The 17,625-nt window shown below is 44.4% G+C and carries 19 protein-coding genes; 8 read left to right on the top strand and 11 right to left on the bottom strand.

Annotation, left to right across the window (positions count from 1 at the left end; genetic code table 11):
• The first annotated feature begins 375 nt into the window (after positions 1-375).
• On the top strand, positions 376-927 hold the full coding sequence (locus tag QTO06_RS21575) for a heat-shock protein (protein WP_024699774.1): 552 nt from the start codon (positions 376-378) through the stop codon (positions 925-927).
• A 69-nt stretch (positions 928-996) separates the two neighbouring features.
• Here QTO06_RS21575 and QTO06_RS21570 read toward each other — a convergent pair whose 3' ends face one another.
• The 4 genes from QTO06_RS21570 to QTO06_RS21555 form a co-directional block, all read right to left on the bottom strand.
• Positions 997-1,344: a hypothetical protein gene (locus QTO06_RS21570; protein WP_024699773.1), complete on the bottom strand. Its 348-nt coding sequence runs from the start codon at positions 1,342-1,344 to the stop codon at positions 997-999.
• A 441-nt stretch (positions 1,345-1,785) separates the two neighbouring features.
• The gene (locus tag QTO06_RS21565) at positions 1,786-3,165 is read right to left on the bottom strand and encodes an IS4 family transposase (RefSeq protein WP_024699725.1); all 1,380 of its coding nucleotides are present in this window, start codon (positions 3,163-3,165) and stop codon (positions 1,786-1,788) included.
• A 135-nt stretch (positions 3,166-3,300) separates the two neighbouring features.
• Positions 3,301-3,639, bottom strand: coding sequence for a type II toxin-antitoxin system RelE/ParE family toxin (locus tag QTO06_RS21560; RefSeq protein WP_024700504.1), 339 nt, complete (start codon positions 3,637-3,639; stop codon positions 3,301-3,303).
• A 10-nt stretch (positions 3,640-3,649) separates the two neighbouring features.
• Entirely contained in the window at positions 3,650-3,895 is a 246-nt protein-coding gene (locus QTO06_RS21555; protein WP_021018379.1) for a prevent-host-death protein, read from the bottom strand.
• A 593-nt stretch (positions 3,896-4,488) separates the two neighbouring features.
• On the opposite strand from QTO06_RS21555, the gene QTO06_RS25580 reads away from it, so the two are divergent.
• The gene (locus QTO06_RS25580) at positions 4,489-4,737 is read left to right on the top strand and encodes a CRISPR-associated endonuclease Cas2 (protein WP_023623173.1); all 249 of its coding nucleotides are present in this window, start codon (positions 4,489-4,491) and stop codon (positions 4,735-4,737) included.
• A 570-nt stretch (positions 4,738-5,307) separates the two neighbouring features.
• The gene (locus QTO06_RS21550; protein WP_023623165.1) at positions 5,308-6,444 is read left to right on the top strand and encodes a competence protein CoiA family protein; all 1,137 of its coding nucleotides are present in this window, start codon (positions 5,308-5,310) and stop codon (positions 6,442-6,444) included.
• Positions 6,445-6,489: 45 nt separating this feature from the next.
• On the opposite strand, the gene QTO06_RS21545 is transcribed toward QTO06_RS21550, so the two are convergent.
• The gene (locus QTO06_RS21545) at positions 6,490-6,846 is read right to left on the bottom strand and encodes a hypothetical protein (RefSeq protein ID WP_023623164.1); all 357 of its coding nucleotides are present in this window, start codon (positions 6,844-6,846) and stop codon (positions 6,490-6,492) included.
• 250 nt (positions 6,847-7,096) lie between these two features.
• Here QTO06_RS21545 and QTO06_RS21540 point away from each other — a divergent pair, with 250 nt between their 5' ends.
• From QTO06_RS21540 to QTO06_RS21520, 5 genes are all read left to right on the top strand, one after another.
• Positions 7,097-7,354, top strand: coding sequence for a hypothetical protein (locus QTO06_RS21540; RefSeq protein ID WP_017449219.1), 258 nt, complete (start codon positions 7,097-7,099; stop codon positions 7,352-7,354).
• A gap of 214 nt (positions 7,355-7,568) precedes the next feature.
• Positions 7,569-8,474: an ArdC family protein gene (locus QTO06_RS21535; protein WP_024700503.1), complete on the top strand. Its 906-nt coding sequence runs from the start codon at positions 7,569-7,571 to the stop codon at positions 8,472-8,474.
• Between the two features lie 69 nt (positions 8,475-8,543).
• Positions 8,544-8,885, top strand: coding sequence for a hypothetical protein (locus QTO06_RS21530; protein ID WP_024700502.1), 342 nt, complete (start codon positions 8,544-8,546; stop codon positions 8,883-8,885).
• Between the two features lie 160 nt (positions 8,886-9,045).
• Positions 9,046-9,459, top strand: a complete 414-nt coding sequence (locus tag QTO06_RS21525) for an antirestriction protein (protein ID WP_024700501.1) — start codon at positions 9,046-9,048, stop codon at positions 9,457-9,459.
• Positions 9,460-9,564: 105 nt separating this feature from the next.
• Positions 9,565-9,957 carry a hypothetical protein gene (locus QTO06_RS21520; protein ID WP_024700500.1) on the top strand — a complete coding sequence of 131 codons (393 nt, stop codon included), beginning with the start codon at positions 9,565-9,567 and terminating at the stop codon, positions 9,955-9,957.
• 312 nt (positions 9,958-10,269) lie between these two features.
• Here QTO06_RS21520 and QTO06_RS21515 read toward each other — a convergent pair whose 3' ends face one another.
• The 6 genes from QTO06_RS21515 to QTO06_RS21490 all read right to left on the bottom strand — a co-directional run bounded on the left by QTO06_RS21515 (position 10,270) and on the right by QTO06_RS21490 (position 16,896).
• Positions 10,270-10,563, bottom strand: a complete 294-nt coding sequence (locus tag QTO06_RS21515) for a hypothetical protein (RefSeq protein ID WP_023623304.1) — start codon at positions 10,561-10,563, stop codon at positions 10,270-10,272.
• Positions 10,564-10,592: 29 nt separating this feature from the next.
• The gene (locus QTO06_RS21510; RefSeq protein ID WP_023623303.1) at positions 10,593-10,802 is read right to left on the bottom strand and encodes a hypothetical protein; all 210 of its coding nucleotides are present in this window, start codon (positions 10,800-10,802) and stop codon (positions 10,593-10,595) included.
• 566 nt (positions 10,803-11,368) lie between these two features.
• The gene (locus tag QTO06_RS21505; protein ID WP_024700499.1) at positions 11,369-13,579 is read right to left on the bottom strand and encodes a DNA topoisomerase; all 2,211 of its coding nucleotides are present in this window, start codon (positions 13,577-13,579) and stop codon (positions 11,369-11,371) included.
• A gap of 72 nt (positions 13,580-13,651) precedes the next feature.
• On the bottom strand, positions 13,652-14,392 hold the full coding sequence (mobC, locus tag QTO06_RS21500; protein ID WP_024700498.1) for a MobC family replication-relaxation protein: 741 nt from the start codon (positions 14,390-14,392) through the stop codon (positions 13,652-13,654).
• Positions 14,389-14,859, bottom strand: coding sequence for a DUF1845 domain-containing protein (locus QTO06_RS21495; protein ID WP_237305241.1), 471 nt, complete (start codon positions 14,857-14,859; stop codon positions 14,389-14,391). Before QTO06_RS21495 ends, mobC begins: the two co-directional genes overlap by 4 nt.
• 99 nt (positions 14,860-14,958) lie before the next feature.
• Positions 14,959-16,896 (bottom strand): type IV secretory system conjugative DNA transfer family protein, encoded by a 1,938-nt coding sequence (locus tag QTO06_RS21490; RefSeq protein ID WP_331409719.1) that lies wholly within the window; start codon positions 16,894-16,896, stop codon positions 14,959-14,961.
• Between the last annotated feature and the right edge of the window lie 729 nt (positions 16,897-17,625).

The raw sequence follows: 17,625 nt of genomic DNA, 5'->3' as shown, positions 1-17,625 counted from the left end.
CATTTCCTTCTTCCTTCAGGTGTGCCCAAAAAAAAGGTTCATCGCCTTTCAAATCGTAAACTTAACCCGCTGACCTTTATGCTAAATTACGGATAAAATACGTGAAAAATACGTAAAAATTACGTACTCTAATCTTGACTCGCATATCATTATTGCACTAATATTTAGTCAAACGATGCAGCAGACATTGTTCAGACTGAATAGCTCTCGCTTGATTTTTGAATGATGACATCGCGTAACCTGATTGATTACTTTAGTCTTGAGGGTCGAGGCAGTGTCCGGTAATGATGTTCTGAATTGAACTTATATGATAAGTTCACGAGGCTCCCTAGATGGAGCCTTTGTTATTTCTGGGGTAAGGAAAAACCGACATCAATGGCGAAAAAGCAATTATTCAACCTTCCTGATCGTGCTGTTCAGCAGTGGAAATCGTTCAAAGTTGATGAGCAGGAATTTGACTTATCCCACCTAGATGCTCTTAAAATTACATTTACTCACCCAAAACGTAACGAGAGCTACACCCTCTTCTTTACTTTATCGCATCATACGTTCACTCGAAGTATTCGCGACGGCGAAGTAGTGGCAAAAGAACAGCTGTATCCATATCAACCGGACTTGCGTGTTTTCGATGAGACTCGATATATGCTATCCCGCCACTTACCACAAATTATCGAGACGTTACCAGATCAGTTCTGCTATCACGGAGGTTACACGCGTTACTGCAGTTGTATGTTGAAAGACGATGAAGGTAATGACGTTAACTACCAAGTTGTTTATCGCGCTTGGAAAGAGCGTGGTAAGATGCGCTTCCATGTTGAAAGTGCATATCCGTTAGATGTGCGACCAAGTAGGCCAAAGAAAGTGGATTTTTGGGTCATTTGCCACAACCTTCTTCGCAATAAGCCGATGCCAAAGCCGGTAGCTTAATCACTAAAATCAACGCATAGTAAAAGAGCCATACGAGCAGAATCATGCTTAAATGCTTTGTTAGGCAAATTATCGAAGTTGACTCCAATCGAAAACCTCAGTAATTCTGTAGGTACACTCTGATGTTCCGCTACGATCAGTATCAGTACGAGTGATGTACTCACCTATTTGAATCTTTCTTTGAAACAAGTTCACTGTTGATGTAGCGTTCCCTTCACCTGCTCCCCAATGAAGTAACCCTTCTTTATCTTTGGGTATAATATAAATAGGCCACTTGTCTCCGCCATCAATCGTGTAACCAAAACTCTCCATCGGACGTGCGGAACTATCAGTATTTACAAATAAGTCAACAACTAGCACATCTTCTGTTTCCACCGAATCTTCTACACATACTGCTTTTATTCTAGAAAAACTCATTTTTGCCTAACGCCCTGTTAAGGGGTGAGCACTGCGATAAACACTTAATTGTTGTTGCGTTACAAGGTTTTGAAGACGATATTGATGGTAAAGAATTAATTAAGCTGTATTACATATGTAATACATAGATCTCTCTAGAGGGCTCTATGTCTCTGCCTGAACTTATAATCCTAACTTAACGTCATTCAAAACTTCAAATGTGTCGCGTTCAGTTGTTATAAGATCCCCGTGAACTTCGAGTTTTACGTCTCCGCTGATGTTGTACGTTGTTGAGCAACCAGCTAGCAGTAGTGCAGTCAGGAGAGCTCCAATGAAATGAAAGTTTTTGTTCATTATTTTTTTATTAAACGTAATAAGTGTATTCGACGTTTGCAAATTTTTCTGAAGATAGAATTTTGGACATAAAAAAGCCGCTATCGAGCCTGTCTCTTGATCACAAGTCTAGTGATCAAGAGACATTGCGAGTTCGTAGCCTTCAAGGATGGTTTGTAATTTAAACCATCCTTCCCAAAGCACCTTTATTGAAGCTCTCCCCGTCCTCTTGGTATCTTTCCAACCGCCTAATTTAGCGAGATTTTTGTACGCCCAGCCCATATCGGGCACTTCTTTAGGTAACGTCTTACTTTCTAGTTTCAACCACAGTAGCTTCCAAGCTTTTTGGCCCAATACCTTTTCACAACTTTCTTTCGTTAGCTCATCAACTTCTTTAATGAAGCGTAACGCCAATAAACGCGTAGCAACAAAAGCATAGATGACACTTAATCTCTCTAAGTTATCTTTACTTTGTAGCCTGAGTGATTCCACATCTGTCCCTTCACTTTTCCAGACTTTATGGAAATCTTCAATCAGCCATCGACGCTCGTAATAACCGATAATTCTCATGGCGTCTTCAACGTTGTTTATTGGCTCCGACGTCAAGAGGTGCCATGCTAACTTGTCTTTTGATGTCCCTTGCTCAAGACAACCAACATAATAAACAGGTATGCCTGCATGCTCTTTTTTGTTTGCCGGAGCCTTTAATGTCACCTGACCATATTTAACATCAAGCTTTACATCTCTCGCTTTTCTTCCTCCTTTTTGGGGGATGGTAAGCGCTTTTGTCTTGACGCTTGGTAACGCTTGCGCATAGTCGTAAAGCTTTTGAGCATGCTCTTCTAGACAACGACTTTGCATTGAGCGAACGACAAAACGCTGCTGATGTTGACGCTTATAAGTTAAGTATTCGAAGAGGTCTGCTTCTCGGTCACAGACCGAGATAACATCTAACATTTTATCCCCTAGGCGTTCAACGACACGACGAGAAGCTTGCTCCCATTTGTAACTCTCTTTCTCCTTATAAGGGCGAGTCGCGTGTTGGTGCTTTTGCCCACGCTTGGTAATATCTCGGCTCCATCGCTGCTGCTCTATCAGACCAACAATGGTTTGGTTTTGTGGTGCAAAAAGTAACGTCGAATGTACGTGGAGAGCTCGAGTTCTATCGCCTTGATTAGTATGCCCGAGTTCTTCTTTGATACTTCGATGCGGAAAGCTGAGCGTTGTTGTATCTTCAAGCGCGAGTAATTCCTTATGCTCGTTAGCTCGAGATACCGTTGATTGAAAACCTGCTTCAGCGATGTCTTTTGCATCGATGTTATCATTGCGGATAAAGCGATATGCACCTTCCATATCGGCGGGAGAAAAAGGAAGTTTAGCCACGGAGACTCCTGGTTGATTAGCAATAGAAGTCGCTAAACTGATGAGGCGTTGTGTTCTTCGAGGGTCTTTAAGTTGTGCTTGTCCAAATTGTTCTTGTGCCCAAAGTTTAGCGTCTGAGTGTGTCATCTTAGTGTTTCAGTAAGGATTACTAAGTGATCAGATCACACACACTTGAAAGAGTTCAAAAAAAATCCCCAAGCTACAAGCTTGGGGATTTGTGTATAAGAGACAGCTATCGAGCGGCCTTTTGTTTTCTGAACGTTATTTGTGGATTAAGCAGTAATCGACCAACATCGATTGTAGGTTTTGCTTATCCCGTACCAACGCGAGAGCTGCGACGGTGTCAATGTGCTCATGATATTCATAGAGCAACTTGAAACCATCAAAGCTGAATTGGCGAATATTGTATACGCCAAGAGTTGTTAACTCGTGGCAAGGAGGGTGCATTTCTGGATTATCAGTAATGTTACTCTCAAATTTCTCTACAAGGGTTTCAATCCTCTCGACCACAACATCCTCTTCACTCCAGAGTGATAGGTAGTTGATTTGGTCGTCTGTCATATTTTCAAATGCTTCGGTGTATACAATATTGGTGCTCATTAAGTCCCTCTTATTTGGATTTTCGAGCCGCCAATCTCTCCTTAAATTTGTCTGAGCTGGTTGTTCGTCCAGCAGTCATATCTTCACGTCCAAAACTGACCAGCTTCATCAAAGCAATAGCCTGATCGCGTCTTTGGCGCTCTTCATATGACTCCACAACATAAATCGGCTTGCCGTTTTGTGTGATGGTCATAGCATCATCTAAAGGAAGATCAGCAGCGTGTTTTTTCAAAAAGCTTACTGTCTCTGTACGCATGTAACGTTTGTCCTTACCCATTTTTCGAGGTTTTCTTTCATTGCCAATATTAGTGAGGAGAACCATCACTTGATGGTTAATATACGTGCAAATTAATAATGGGTCAAATTTAGCTTAAATTTAGATCACCTAAGCGTTATCATTTTTAGGGTACTAGACTTTTTGTGGTGGTGTCGGTGCGCTTGTCTATAGTGGAGGGCATTTTCTGGTGGTGATTATGCCTATTATGTTCAATAGCTAAATTTAGGGTGGCTTTTGTTAGCTTGGATGCTTCCTGCGCAAAAACATGGCAAAAGTCACTCTTTCCTCTCCTGATTTCTATCTAATCCTTCCTGAAAGTTAATTACAGTTTTTTGCCAAATGTTAAACGCTTGTGATGCGTTTTCATTCCGTCTCGATATCACCCTCTAATTACCAAAATGATCACTTTTTACCTTTGAGTTAAATGTTTAGCGCTAAGTCATACCTATATGATTGTGAGCGATATTTCTACTATGTCGAAAGGAAGGTTATAGGAGGAAATTTGACGCAGGGTCGGTTAAGCTAGTTGACGTATTATAAAACTAGTTTTTTACAGAGTAAGGGGAACATAGATGACTACTTTTTTTATTTCGTATGATCTTGTTGCGAATAGGGATTACAAACGCTTGTATACCGAGCTTGAAGACTTTGGAGCGGTCCGCGTACTGGAGTCTGTTTGGTGTCTGAAGCATAGCAATACTACAGCCAGTGATTTACGTGATCATTTACGTGGCTTTATTGATCGTGATGACCGTCTTCTCGTTATCCAGTCTGCGGATTGGGCTAGTCTACGGTTACTAAAAAGTCCCAACGATATCTAAATAAAATAAATAGCTGATTTTTTGACGTAATGTTTATGCTTGGCTAATATTTGTACCGAAACTTACCTTGTAGGGAGGAATTATGCTTAGAAGCATTTTTTTGTTCCCTGAACTTCTCAAGGGCACGTAACCTTGGTTCTCACACATAAGGGAGTTTCTGAGACTAGGTATAACTATGACCAATAGCTGATAGTCGTACGTGTGGCTGTTTAGTGTGGAACGGCGAGTGATTCAAAGTTCTCGGAAATCCGAAAGGCATTGGAGTGTGGACGGGTAACTACGGTAACGGTGTTACTGTGTTTATTTGAGAAGATCCCTTTGCTTGTCTCGATTTATTAGCATACATATAGAAAATATAATTTAACTAATAGTAAAAAGCCCCAACCAAAGGTTAGGGCTTTTTTCCGATAAACGGTTGCTTCCTTAAATGAAGCTCAGAAAGTGAGTGCGAAACTCGAAGGCCAATTGATGCAGTACCAGCAGAAGTAAAGTGTATCAAAAAAGTATGTTGAACTTTCCTGATGTAAAGTCACCCTTAAATAAAAGATACTTTCATGATACAGGTGGGGCATGTTTTTAAGTCACGGTCTTAATGATAATGGTGAATTGATTGGCATTCATGAGGTTCAAGCTGGTCGAACCTTATTGCGCTGCCCGTTTTGCCAACAAGGTTTAATTGCCAAGAAAGGTCGATTGAAAGAACACCACTTTGCTCATGACGGTCAGACTTGTGCTGATGCGAAGGTGACACTACAAATGACCGGTTTACCGCTGTTTGATGTGGTTACCGGTGTCTCTAAAGCTGAAATGACCATGCTGGAAAAGTTAAGTCGCTGGCATTCTTTTAGCCGAACATGGCTTTCGAGAAAACAACAGGTTACGTTTGACGAGTTGGTAATATCGGGCTTAGTTGAGCAAAAGACAAAGGATGAACGTCCTACATTGTCCGTGGCAGCTCGGCAATTGATCACCTTGAACTCAAAAGGAGGCCGTCATTTATCAATGGCGGATTATGCTGAATTACAAGAAACCTTGTTTGCCGCGAAAGACAAACAGTTGCTTGCTTATGATCAGGTTCATGGCACTCAAACCTCCAAATTTTTCCGACTACGTCTTGCGACAATCTTACAGCAACATTTGTATGTATTGCGCATTCACTTGGAGCTGGAAGGGGTTTGTTACCCACTGTACAAAGTGGGTATGACGACTCGCCGTCTGGAAGAACGAATGCCTGAAATTGGTCACGACCTGGCTAAGTTTGGTTGCGTTCATGATATTAAAGTCATTGGCTTCTATCCGCACTTCGGAAGCCTAGAAAAACGAGTGTTAGCGAGACTTCAAGCCTATCAGCACAAATTTGGTTCACTCACGGAATACAGTGATGCCTTGAGTGTTAACGCTCATTTATTCAATCAAGAGCTTCGTAATTTAGGAAAGCGCCGAGTTGATGGCCACGAATACTCTGTTAGTTATCGTCGGCATCATGAGAAGGTTAAAAGTGGTCAGCGGCGAGCTCAGTTCATTCACTCTCGGCATTTAGGTAGGCCGACCAAGGAGAGCGAGACGTTGTTGAATGACTATCCCGATGTTATTCGAGCATACCACAACGGATTGTCACTTAGGAAAGCGAGCGCAGAAACGGGGCGAGCTATCAATACGGTTCGAAAAGTTTATGACGTAATTAATGCCAAAGTGGGTAGAAAGTAAAAGCCTGTCATAAGGATGAGCTTTTACTTTCGTATTATGAGTGAATTACTCCACTGGTAATGATTCATCAATACGAGATAGCCAGTACGTTTTATGAAATAAATCGATATCCATTTCGTCACAAAGACTGGTAATGAACGTCTTACACAAGTGATAGAGATCTGTTTCTTTGAAGTTCTTTTGATGAGAATTCATTACTTTACAACTTACGCCAACAAGGTTGATTGAGCGCGCTGCCAGATCACCGTCACTTAAAGATGTACTTCTTGGCTTTATAACCTCGCTAAGAACTGCAAGAGGCAAAAATGCCTCTCGACTCAATTCTGTACTCGTTTCGCTGTTGCACGCTTCTTCTGCAAGAACCTGAAGCCCCTCGTATATAAGGTCAAAAACGTTACTCATTACTTTTCCTTTGTTTTTGTGTGGTTAATTGAAGGGAACTTATCACTTAGCATCACTTCGTTCAATTTTGTTGGGAAGATCTCCTCATTGATTAAGGCGTAAACATTTGTAATACTGTTTTACGCTGCATATCGTATGTGGTGGGCTATCTCGATAGCGACAACCAGATTCACTGGTTCATTAATCAATTCAACCCCATAGGGAAACGTCCCTATGGGCGTTTCTCCTTAATAGTAAAAGGAGACTATCATTGGATAATGAGATGGAAACCGTACAGATACCTGCTGAAAAATTAGTTGATGCTTTGCTTCATATGAAGCAGTTTGAGCACCATTATGCGACTCAGGAATCAGTCGATAATCTGAAAGAATCCGTTCGAGAATTTAAGTCGGACACAAATAAGCGTTTTGAGAAGCTGGAAAGTAAGTTAGATCGCTTACAATGGCTAATCGTTTCCTTGTCTGTGACGCTTTTCTTTAAAGAGCAGATCCTTTCCTTATTCATGTAACAAGTCGATGTAAATGGCTCTCTACTATGAGAGCTTTTACGCACCAATCTCTTTAAAATGCCGACATAGCCACGTGGACTTTGCGACGTCGCTAAATCGGCACTAATCAAATCGTTTGTTCAGTTAAACGCTCTTAGCGCTTGACTGAAACGTCCAACCATACGGGAAATTACTCCCGTATGGGGGTAGTTTTTCTCTAATAGTGAGAAAAATCATGACGAAATCAACGAAGCGAACCATTAAGAAAGCACCACGCGATTTTCATCAAGAGGTGACCAATCAAATTATTGAAGCGTTAGAGGCCGGAGTGAAACCTTGGGTTTGCCCTTGGGATGTCACCCAGTCCGACGGTCTCCCTGAAAACTTTTCGACAGGTAACCGATATTCAGGAATGAATGTGATGTTGCTTTGGATGAGTGCTCAAATGAATCATTTCAGCTCGAATCAATGGCTGACTTTCAAGCAAGCATTAGAGCTTGGAGGGAATGTCATTAAAGGTGAGAAGGGGACGCATATTACTTTTTACAAGTCTTTGGAAAAAGAGACGATTGCGAATGGTAAGGAAGAAAAAGAAACGATCCCGATGTTGAAAACCTTTGTGGTGTTCAACCTTGATCAGATTGAGGGTATCACCAAACCAGAGCCAAAAACGGTGCTGAGAGGGGAACTTGATTTGAGAGAAGATGTGGAGGATTTCTTTAAAGCAACGGGGGCAACCATCAATTACGTTGGACAAAAGGCGTTTTTTCGCCCATCCACGGATGAAATTGTTATCCCAGACCGTGAGCGCTTTGAGTCAATCGCAGATCTTTATGCGACCGTTATGCACGAACTGACACACTGGACGGGACACAAATCTCGGCTAGCGCGTACCAAGGGGCGTCAATTCGGTGATAAGGATTATGCGTTTGAAGAGCTTGTTGCAGAGCTTGGATCGGCATTCTTAATGGCGGACTTTGGTATTGTCGGCGACGTTCAACACGAATCTTACATTGCGAATTGGCTTCAAGTTTTAAAAAATGATAAACGATTCATTTTTAAGGCGGCAAGTCAGGCATCAAAAGCGTTTACTTATTTAAAAGAATACGTTGAAGATGAAAGCCAATTAAAAGCAGCATAAACTCTTTTATTGCATTAAATAGCCCGATAACATCAACATGTTATCGGGTTTTTGCTATCTGGAGGATGTATGACGAAACGCATTATGGCCACGAAGACCGGTGAGTTTATGTATGATGATGGACAGGAGAGCGACGCATTTAAATCGGCGTTCCAAAGCGCCGTATATGCGTCCTACGATGAGTATATGGCGGACATCTATTGGATGAGCAAAAATGAAGACTTCAGATTTGCATTGGTCTATGAAACGGCAAGCCGTTTTCCTCGTCGTCATCCAGAAGAACGTCAGCAGGTTCTCATCAATAAAATTCATGCACAGCGACGTTACCAGGAGCATCTTGAAAAAGGAGGGACCGCTTTTGATACCGGTGGCTCTCTTTCTGGTCTGCTCAATAAAAAAGCCCATCATTAAGTTGACGGGCTTTTTTTTACTCCGATATAATGACCGCACAGCGCATAAGACGTTGTAAATCTTGGCGAAGGCAACCATTCATAATCGAGTGGTGCTGTAGCCCAAGATTATGATTGATAGCCTCGCTTGTTGTCAATCCATCAATTCAAAGGTGATCATCATGATTACTGCTTCAATAGTTCCTGAGCAGGAACGTCTGAATTTTTATCCATCCATTACCCAACAGTTCGTTTTCCTTGAAAACTCGATCTATCGTTTTTCAAAGGAATTTCTGAAAGAGTACCACGGGGCCTATTGGGAATTTGTGACGTTAGATAACGGGGGTAAGTTCGCTTATCCAGTTATGAATACGCAAGTCACACTCGATAACCCTCACAACTACTCGTTGGGTTCGTTTTCGCAAGAAGCGGCAGGGATGTGTATTTGGCTTATCGCATTGAGTTTTTGTGCGATCGTTGCGTTTGAAAAAGGCGACTTTGCCGAAATGGAAAATTTCAGTTACCACCAGGTGCGTCTCATGGAATACGCCAGAGAACATTCTGAGTGGGATAACATTGCTCGTGTCATCGATTAATCGTGGCATAACACCAACCAACTAAAGCGTTTACGCTTTGCACTAACCACAGGAGAAGTCCTGTGGGGCTTCTTCTGTTTTATTTATTGTTCTAGGAGAGGTCTTATGTCAAAGCTTGACGCGATCATCAATATTCTACAAATCCGAGAGAATGCGCCGTCTGAGGTCACTACCCATTATCATTTGACACGCAAGTGTTATCTGTCACTTGATGGTGATGGCCGATTATACATGTGGTGCGGGGTGAATAATGAGTGGATTGAAACCAAAACCGCGCTTCATGAAGAAGCCTTGGTCTTGAATTTTGCTCTACTCGATAAGACGGGATTCTGCTTTGCAGGATTTCATGCTTGTTCTCGTTGTCATACTCCAACAAACAGTCATGTCTTGATTGGCCGTGATGGCCAAGTTGTGATGAGCTGCTTTGATTGTGGCCGTTCTATTGATGTTTGGTCGGAGATTTGGGAAGGGGTTAAACAGGGCGTTCAGTCTTATTAATCCATGAACCGTCAAGATAAGTCTTGTGAGACTTATCTTTGTTCTCAGGGTTTTATTAATTATTTGCGGGGTTTCCCGCTGTGCTTTGCCAGTTCTCTGAATGGCCAGCAGAATTAGCCGTTTTTTAAACGACTAATTTAAGAGGGGGCTCTCATGAATCTATTTATCGATGAAGCTCTAGAGGCTCAAGTCAATGTATCACTGGTTGTTTCCTGATGCGTTTATCATCGAACAACAACCCTTTGGTTAACTGGCTTCGTATTCCAGTTCGTTGTTTGTAATCACATCAAATGGCCCGATAACATGTTTATGTTATCGGGCTTTTTCGTTATTGCCGCTTAGGTGATGTTCTAATGCGGTGACGAGGCGGCAATGCTCTTCAGCGGTGAATGGCTCTGCCGTATTGAGGATCGCCTTTATTAATATTTCTTTCGTGGTGTTTTTTGAAGTGTGAAGGTATTGCTGAGTAACAAACATCAACTTCGAAAAAGAAGGCTGTTTGAGTATGAGTGGTTTGCGTCCTGGTGCTCTGAGTTCAAAATGATCGATGACGTAATCATCCTCATCATCTTCAAGACAAACCCAAGGGTCATTGTTCGTTTGCATGATATGGCCGTTGGTGTGGGAGAGGGAACTTAATTGGATGGCGTATCCGTCCATCCTTCGTTGACAATTAGGCGGCTTAATACGTTGTCCATCAAATCCTGGATGATGATTTGTTCGGCATGACTTGGCGCGTGATGTTCTGCCGAACGTTTGGCCGTGACTAAGTTTTTCATAAAGATGGCTTCACTGTCGATGAGGGTTTGCTTCGTATCTAAATAGGTGACTTGATAGGTTGGCATGAATGTTTATTCCTATGTTGTATCGCTTCATTCGCGTGAGTAGTGTAACACGCAAAAAAAACCTCACCCTATGAGGAAGGTGAGGTGTTTCAAATGCAACTTTAATTAATCAGATAGTGCGTCTCATCCAGGGTGATGGATGAGGCCAAGAGTTGAATTTATCCAGAACACAACTCTTGGATGTTGTGTCAGTCAGGTGCTTACACAGAGATTTAGAAACCACCTAACGATTTGAAAATAACGTTAAAGAGTCCTTGCTTTGTTAGTTTTGTGTGAGAGACGCCTGCTAATGTATGACATCTTTGTCACTTTGTTGGAGGGCGTCTCTTTTTTCGGCGCGGTTTCTGTTCGCTGCTTTGCGAGACAGATAACAGATTGATTCTGCTGAGATGAATGAAGCCTGCTAGTCTTTATGTCGTATAGTTTAAAAACTAACAACGTCAATCGCTCAATAATGCCACCAAAAGTCAAAATACGTTGAGCTGTCCATCATAGGCGCCGTCAAGTTGAGGGCGCCTATTTTTTCATCATCCTATCATGTGAACATGGCAGGAGAAGGTGGATGCTTAAAGCTCTCCGCGATCTCGATCCGGTTTACCGTCTTGGTCAAAAAAGCGTACTTTACACTTAGGAAAACCGCTGCATCCCCACCAAAATGATCCTTCTTTTTTCCCTGGTCGGCGAACCAACGGATTGCCGCACTGCTTGCAAAATTCCTCCGTACTGGGCTTAGCGTTCTGACGTGGTTTGGGATTTAAGTTTGGCTGGCCATTATCATCAGGGAACGTCGTTTTGCAATCAGGGTAGCGGTTACAGGCGTGAAAGGGACCATGCTTGCCTGGACGCTTAATGAGGGTGCCTTGCTGACAGGTTGGGCAAGTGATCCCATGGCGTTTGACGAACGGCACACCCTGCGTTTTAACGTGCTCTACCTGGCTATTAATATACTGGTTCACGTCATGCAAGAAGGATTCGATATTGAGTTGTTTCTTCGAAATTTTATCGAGACTGCCTTCCCAAATCGCGGAAATGTCTGGCCGTACAATCTCATCAGGGAGGAGGGCGCAGAACTCTTGTCCCGCCTCGGTGGTTTTGTACACCGGATTCTTATAGCCTTTCTCCTTACCTAAACTCACTAGGTGCGTCAGCTTGCCTACCTTCTCGATGTGACCGCTTCGCGTGGCTTCGGTGCCAATCGATCCGTTTTCGCCCGCGGTGTCTTTGTCCTTCGCTTCCAGCGTTTTACGCAGTTCGGGATCTTTAATGAACTTAGCGGCCTGTGTCATGGCTTTAAGCAAGCTGGCATCATCAAAATATTTTGGCGGTTTGGTTTCGCGCTGCTCCATGTCCACTTGAGTACATGTCCCTTCGGTGCCCTTGGTTAAACTGGCCAAATCCAGCGCGTTTTGGTTGGGTTCGTCTTGATGTTCACCTTTAAACAGTACTTCCCAGCCTTGCTTATTGAGGGTGGTTTGGGTGGCGCGGTAGCAGCGACCGGTGCAAGTTACATCGAGCGCGACTTTGTCACGTACGGATCCAGGGTAGAACAGCGCAATAAAGCGTTTGGCCACCAACTCATACAAGTTGCGTTCACGTTCGTTTAGCTCGATGCCCGCGCCGCTTTTCTCGGTTGGCACGATAGCATGGTGCGCTTCAATTTTGCTGGCATTGAACGATTTATGGTTCGATGTCGGCGCCGCTTGGTCTATTGCCTCGCTTAAATGTGACAGTGTCCCTTTGATCGCCGATAAGATGCTGTCACGGTTCTCCAGGTGCGCATCGGACAAGTATTGGTTGTCACTGCGTGGGTAGGTGAGCAATTTGTGTTTCTCATACAAACTTTGCAGCGCATCAAGCACTTCTTTGGGTTTGTATCCCCATCGTTTCGACGCTTCAATTTGCAGCTTCGATAAGTTAAATGGCATGGGCGGTTGGCGAGTTTCGGTTTTCTGCTCAATATCGCTGATGTTGGCCTTGGCGCCGGTATCGGCCTCTTTGGTCGCCGCGACCTCCAGAGAAGAAATCATGCGCCCTTTGTCATCGAGTTCAAACTCTTCACCAGGCATGAGTTTGCCTTTGATGATATGGCCACCCAATTCGAAATGACCAAATAGCTCATAATAAAAGCTCTTTTGGTGATTGAGGTTCGCTAAGGTTCGCTCGTTGATCATGCCAATCATGGCGGTGAGCACTCGTCCAATGTTGAGCACTTCATCAAAGCCTTTCTCTCGGGCTTTGAGCGTGTAGGCTCGGGTGAGGTTATAGCCAAAGCTTTGATCGGCAACGGCGCGGGCGAGCGCCTTTTGGGTGAGTGGTTGGAAGTGTTCATTTGGCTGCAAGTTGGCCAGCGCTGCTTTCACCGGTTTATCGTTCAAATCGGCAATCAAGACACGTTGCACGGGCTTGGTGTTTTGTGCGTAAGTCAGCACTTCGTCCACCAAAAGACAACCTTCGGGATCGGGATCGCCCGCGTGGACGATGCTGTCGGCTTTACCTATCCAGTTCAGTACCACTTTAAGTTGTTTCTCCGCCCCTTTACGCGGCTTCATGCGCGGTGGGTACACCGTCGTGAGCGGCAGATAAGACAGGGCCCATTTCTTATGTTCGATGTTGTAATCTTCGGGATCGCACAACGCCAGTAAATGACCTAAGCACCAGGTCACGACGTCTTGGCCATGTTGGTAATAGCCGTCTTTTTTCTCTGTGTCGGGATTGCCGCCTAAGCCTTTAAAGATCGCCGCGGCTAATGAGGGTTTTTCTGCAATAAATACGCGCATAATGATTTCTCCAGATGTGACGACGTCTCGATGCCGAGCATCGATGCGTCGTCATAAGTCATAAGTCATGAATTATTGAATGGTGAGGGTTTTCAGTTCGTCGAGCGTGAACACGCGCACGAGTTTCGAACGGTAGTGCTCGAAAGGATGTTTGGATTCGTCAAACGGGATGTATTCGACGCGATCAAACCGCTTGATTAAGAGCTGGCGAATGTCGTCATTGGGTACCACATAGAACACCGCGCTCCAGTAGTTTTTCTTTTGCGCTAAGACGTGACTCTTAAGAATGGCGCGATAACGAGACACCGTTTTGAGGGTACGCTCGGTTTCAATCGCGATGGTAAATCCGTTGGGCGCCGTGATGATGGCGTCCGGTCGGTGCTCGACGTCATATTGCTTTCGAAACGAATATTGGTCGGCGTTACGCCAGTCCGTCCAGCCATTACGCTGCAAATAGATTTGCGCTTTTTGGTTCATAAGCTTGTGCTCCAGCGTACCGAATTTCACGCGGTAGGGATCGAACGCCCGAAAGTCTTCGTTGATGTCCTGAATGTTTTGCGTCAGCCCTAAATCGGTGATCCCCCAAATCGAAATCTTGCCAGTTTGAAATTCAAACACATGCTTTTGAATATATTCAAGACTGATAAGTTTGTTCAATAAACGATCTAATGGAGCTCTGTCTTTATAGGACAGTAATAGCATTAGATTAGGCATGTCGGAATAGACTTCTTGTTTTAGAAACTGGATCACGGTTGCCATTTTTTCATGGTTTTTTTTATATCGGGCTTCTTTTGAAGTAATCAGTTGACTCATGTGGCCGCCTCTGCTTGCTTGCGCACTTTATGAAAAGAGAGACACGTTTTGTTGAGCTCAAAAAGGCATTGAGTGATTTGTTTTATGACCGTTGTTCGATGCGCTTGCATCTCCTTCTCGGTCAACTCGCCATTGAGTTTGGCTTTGTTGAGTGTGGTGAAGTAGCTGTCGCTGGCCGTGAAGACTTTCATTAGCATGATGCTGCCTGGTGTAAAGCAACGCTGTTCCACATTCATCACTTGCGCGGTTATCTCTCGTGGCGCATTCAGCGTAATGTCGCCCATCTCTGTCATCAGCTGGCGATGCTGTCGGTTGATGTCGTTACGTAGCGCGCGTACTTTTTTCAACAGTTTTTCGGCGGTGAGTTTGGACAACTTCGTGGTGAGGTTTTGCTCCGGCCTGGAGGCGAACGCTTCCACGGAAAACAGGCTATTAAAAATAAAAAGCCCGTCAATGGGCTTTTTCACAGGGGTACTTCTGAGGGTGTACTTGTTATGGTCCCATAGGGCGCAAAGTCGTTTACTTTGTAATTCCATTGGATCATATCTCCAGTTTGATTTTGAGTATCACTCGTTGAATCCATCAATTTGTTGTGAGAGAGCCTCCAGTTCAGCGGCTTCTTCTTCGGTGTTCCGTTGTGGTGTTGTTTTTGGTTCATCGCCTGCGGGTTTAAACGTATCGAGATCGAGTTCATTAAAGTCGTTGTTCATGTCCGATCCTTGTGGTGTTGGTGATCCTTCGGAGTCGCTATGCTCATCCTCATGAACGAGAGATTCACCCATTGGCTCTTCACTTTCTTGTGTCAGTTCTTCGGGTTCATCAGGAATGGTTTGCTGCGTTTCATCGAACGTGACGAGGTGTTGTTTTTGAACTTTAATAGGAGCAATGAGTGACGGCTTAGGTACATCATTTGTCGTAAAGATGTAGCTGACAAACGCGGGCAGATTTAACAACATGTTGGTATCGACATACTGCCTTTCTGCCATGCGAATGTTGCGCTTATCTTCCACCACTTCGGATAACGATTTGTTGGCTTCAACGTAACGGGTTTCGTCATCCACCAAAATAGTCCCCGACATTTCCGATACCCATTTGGCTGTGTCGGGATCTTGTAATCGATACACCAATTTGAATTTGGTGTTTTCCACCACGGCGCCAACCACAGCATCGCCGTTAAGGTCGGCCGGACAATCTTTTAAGTCGGCAATCGATTGATGCGCGAGAAACATATGCACGCCCTTGTCGCGCGCGGCTCCTAAGCCTTCCATTGCCGGTTTGGAAATGTGGTATTTCAATTCATCCAGGAAGATGGCAATTGGGCGTGGTTTGCCAGCCACACGGTCGCGTGTTTCTGCCAGTTGAAATAAGCGGATAAGGATCATCTTCTGTGTGATCAATATTTTTGAGTTACGCATTGAACCAATGACGTAACAACACCCTCCCTGGTCGTACACATCTTGCAATCGCATCCCCCCAATGGCGTTAATCGATTCCACCAACGAGAGCTCTTCGAGTTTGCCGTAAAACGCTTTAATGGTTTCCGCAATGCCTTGAACATAGACGGTATTTAACAGGTTTTTAAATGATCGTCGTTCGATGTGACTGGCTTGCAATGGCGCTTCCCTTGCGGCTTTTCTATCGTCGATACGATAGAAGTCGGCCACGTCGCCTTTTTCTGCCAAACTGAATCCGGCAACAAGCAGTTCTTCAATTTGTTCCGGTGTCGCGTCAGCCAGTAAATCCAGTTGTGGCGCTTTCTTATTGAGGTCAATTAGGTAGAACGGCTTACCCGCTTTTTCACACGCGTACTTCATCAAATGAGGCGCCCATTCGTCATTTTTCGGATCCATGACAAACACGCCTTCGTTAGCCAGAATGAGCTGATAAAGGATCAATCCTGACGCAACCCCTTTACCGGCACCTGTGGTGCCGATGATGTCGGCGTGCTGCTTTTGGATGTCTTCTAATGGAATGTATTGCGGTTGATGTTCGCGATCCAAACCAACGAAAACGCCCTTATTGAGATCAATGTATTTTTCAGGATCGTATTGAACGGTTTCAGGTAGAAAGGCTTTTACTGTGCGCACGTCAGTGCGTTCATCTCGTGCCATGGTCGTCTTCTTGGTCATCTTTTGTTTGAGCTTGTTTAAGCGGGGCGATATTGCGCGTCGCAGCGCAACATGAATGCTAATCCCGAGTAAAAAAAGAGGGAGGTACAGATACGCCCAAACGGGATAAACCAGATCGGAAAGTGCAACGAAGTAGTGTTGTTGCAGCGCATTAATCATTGCCGGAACGGTGAAGTTGGAGAGCGTGCCAAAGCAAAATAGCAGCACGGCGATAAAGATAAAAAGGCGTCGAAGAACCGAGCCTTTTTCGTTTTTTTCCGGTTTATCAAAGTAGATCGTGGGCGTGATCAACCCGGATAAAAAACTGAGAATGCCCGCGTGGTAAAACGTCAGCGTTAGGGTGACGCCGATAACGGACGCCGATGGATGCCCCAATCCTTTACGCTGAACGCTCCAAGGGATGGGGTTCCCCTTGAAAGGGGAATATTAAAAAAGCGGTGCTTTTTCAATGAATTAGAAGGTTCATGCTCGGGGCTGGACGCCCCTGCGCTGATCCTTCTAATTAAAAGCCGAAAACCGCCTCGCTACGCGAGACCAAGCCCCTCTGGAAGGTGAATTAACACTCATTTGGCAGTCGGCAAGCTCCTGTGCTCAAATTCGCGTTATTCAACTAACCAGACGAGCTTGGTCTCGCCTACTCAACGGTTTTCGGGGGCAAGCCCCCAAAACAAAATCGACCTCTGGGGAGGTCTCGCTTTAATCGCTGGACGCTGAGCGTTTTGTTTCGGCTCCCCCGCCTGAGCCTGCGGTCGGGGACTCCCTTGTCTCAGGTTCTCCGCTGAACGCTACGACCCTAATTTTTCATTATCAATCAAGCCCCGCAGAGGGGGCGCTCGGGCGATTGAATGAAATTAGGGCTAGCAATCTAGGCGCACTCAAAGCAGAGCTTTTCGTTTGCTAAGATTGAAAAAAAGCCCGCGCTGTTTCGCTCAATTTGTCTTGCCAAAGTGGGGCGTGGAACGCCGGAATCCACACTTTGGCGGTGACGCATTTCGCGTTTTTGCTTGCGGACTTTTTTAAGCGCTCACTCCTCGTGCATCGAATTTTCCTTTCTCTTTAACAATCCTTTGGGATTGAAATTTGAAAGGAAAATTGACACGAGAC

The organism is Vibrio sp. M260121 (assembly GCF_036533715.1).
Lineage (GTDB): Bacteria > Pseudomonadota > Gammaproteobacteria > Enterobacterales > Vibrionaceae > Vibrio.
This window is presented reverse-complemented; position numbering and strand designations above follow the sequence as displayed.

Excerpts from the sequence above, each read along its gene's own strand:
- QTO06_RS21505 (WP_024700499.1), bottom strand. The coding sequence starts at position 13,579 with ATGCGCGTATTTATTGCAGAAAAACCCTCATTAGCCGCGGCGATCTTT.
- QTO06_RS21515 (WP_023623304.1), bottom strand. The coding sequence starts at position 10,563 with ATGCAAACGAACAATGACCCTTGGGTTTGTCTTGAAGATGATGAGGAT.
- QTO06_RS21575 (WP_024699774.1), top strand. The coding sequence starts at position 376 with ATGGCGAAAAAGCAATTATTCAACCTTCCTGATCGTGCTGTTCAGCAG.
- QTO06_RS21520 (WP_024700500.1), top strand. The coding sequence starts at position 9,565 with ATGTCAAAGCTTGACGCGATCATCAATATTCTACAAATCCGAGAGAAT.
- QTO06_RS21530 (WP_024700502.1), top strand. The coding sequence starts at position 8,544 with ATGACGAAACGCATTATGGCCACGAAGACCGGTGAGTTTATGTATGAT.
- QTO06_RS21550 (WP_023623165.1), top strand. The coding sequence starts at position 5,308 with ATGTTTTTAAGTCACGGTCTTAATGATAATGGTGAATTGATTGGCATT.
- QTO06_RS21510 (WP_023623303.1), bottom strand. The coding sequence starts at position 10,802 with ATGCCAACCTATCAAGTCACCTATTTAGATACGAAGCAAACCCTCATC.
- QTO06_RS21565 (WP_024699725.1), bottom strand. The coding sequence starts at position 3,165 with ATGACACACTCAGACGCTAAACTTTGGGCACAAGAACAATTTGGACAA.
- QTO06_RS21560 (WP_024700504.1), bottom strand. The coding sequence starts at position 3,639 with ATGAGCACCAATATTGTATACACCGAAGCATTTGAAAATATGACAGAC.
- QTO06_RS21570 (WP_024699773.1), bottom strand. The coding sequence starts at position 1,344 with ATGAGTTTTTCTAGAATAAAAGCAGTATGTGTAGAAGATTCGGTGGAA.
- QTO06_RS21525 (WP_024700501.1), top strand. The coding sequence starts at position 9,046 with ATGATTACTGCTTCAATAGTTCCTGAGCAGGAACGTCTGAATTTTTAT.
- QTO06_RS25580 (WP_023623173.1), top strand. The coding sequence starts at position 4,489 with ATGACTACTTTTTTTATTTCGTATGATCTTGTTGCGAATAGGGATTAC.
- QTO06_RS21555 (WP_021018379.1), bottom strand. The coding sequence starts at position 3,895 with ATGCGTACAGAGACAGTAAGCTTTTTGAAAAAACACGCTGCTGATCTT.
- QTO06_RS21545 (WP_023623164.1), bottom strand. The coding sequence starts at position 6,846 with ATGAGTAACGTTTTTGACCTTATATACGAGGGGCTTCAGGTTCTTGCA.
- QTO06_RS21535 (WP_024700503.1), top strand. The coding sequence starts at position 7,569 with ATGACGAAATCAACGAAGCGAACCATTAAGAAAGCACCACGCGATTTT.
- mobC (WP_024700498.1), bottom strand. The coding sequence starts at position 14,392 with ATGAGTCAACTGATTACTTCAAAAGAAGCCCGATATAAAAAAAACCAT.